This window comes from Bacteroidia bacterium, assembly GCA_016218155.1.
GTDB lineage: Bacteria > Bacteroidota > Bacteroidia > Bacteroidales > GWA2-32-17 > GWA2-32-17.
Window position 1 is genome coordinate 1 of record JACREQ010000054.1, and the last position, 1,350, is coordinate 1,350.

The following is a 1,350-nucleotide window of genomic DNA, read 5'->3' on the forward strand; positions in this document are numbered from 1 at the left end:
GCACCACCTCCTGATTTTGCCCATTGCCATGACTGGGAAAAGCAGTTTGAAGTTGAAAACTGAAAGTTAAAAGTCAGAAAAAGGCATAAGGTATAAGGTATAAGGCGTAAACCTAATAACTTTTGCATTTTAAGAATTACATTTATTGTTTTCATAATATTTTTAAAGGAATAGTAAGTGTTTTGCTTACTATTCCTTTTGTTTTTACTCAAATATTATCTTCCCCGTATATGATTTCTTACCATTGCTTAATACAGCCGTGTATGTTCCTTTTGCTTCGGCTGTTATGTTTACGCTAATTTTATCCTGGAGCATTTCTACAGGGGTTTGTTGTAATAAGTGGCCTGTGTTATCGAATATTTGCAGGGTTAGTTTTGTTTCGGTATTAAACTCATTGGGTATTGTTATAGTGCATTTGCCTGCATTGGGGTTGGCATAAATAATAAGCTGGTTATTTGTGTTTAACATTTTTAAACCTTCGCGTGTAATCATATCATGTTTGGCTACATATACATCGCCAAAACCATGAGAAGTTACGCTGTAGGCTCCAATATTTAAAGTACCACCAAAATATCCTATAATACAAAAATTATCTGCTGTATCAACCGATAAACCTTCGCAGTACCCACTGCCGGGCAAAGTAATTACATTTAAAGCATTACCGGCATTATCATATCTTGCTATGTATGCATTTACATAAGAAATTGTAAAAGTTCCGAATTTCAGCTCTGTGCCGTCATAAGGACCTGCAATATAAAAATCGCCGTTATTCAGTGATTTAATAAATGGCGAATATACGCCTCCTGTTGTATTATAACCCTGCCTTGCCCATTGAAATACACCATTTGAATCGTATTTTGCTATAAATAAATCTTCTGGACCGGAAGTAGTAAGATTAACTGAACCAAAGTTTATATTCGGTTGAAATTTACCAACAATGTAACTATTGCAAACTGAATCAGTGCTAATATCAGATACACCTGTATAAATAGAGCTTGTTGTCATAAATTTTGCCCATTTCATTTTTAAATCAGTATCAAATTTAGAAATGAAAGAATTATTTTGGTAAGAAAAGATTTGAGTTAATGTATCCAAAAGAATAGTGTCATTATTTACAGCTCCGAACAAATAAAGATTTCCTTTTTTAAAAGAAATTCCTCCTATATAACATCCTGTAAAATTGGTATTAACTTTTATGCAATTACCTGAAGAATTAAATTTTGCAAGAAAATTACCTGTAACGGCAGTTTGTCTAAAAACTAATTTTTCATAAATTTTTAATCAAATATAAAGCTATTAAGCAAGCTAAAAAAATATTTTTCAATAGAAATTGTGATAATATTTTGAAAA

1 protein-coding gene is annotated in these 1,350 nt (G+C 31.6%); it reads right to left on the reverse strand.

Going from position 1 to position 1,350, the window contains the following annotated elements:
• Nucleotides 1–204: 204 nt before the first annotated feature.
• On the reverse strand, nucleotides 205–1,128 hold the full coding sequence (locus HY951_10235) for a T9SS type A sorting domain-containing protein (protein ID MBI5540425.1): 924 nt from the start codon (nucleotides 1,126–1,128) through the stop codon (nucleotides 205–207).
• Between the last annotated feature and the right edge of the window lie 222 nt (nucleotides 1,129–1,350).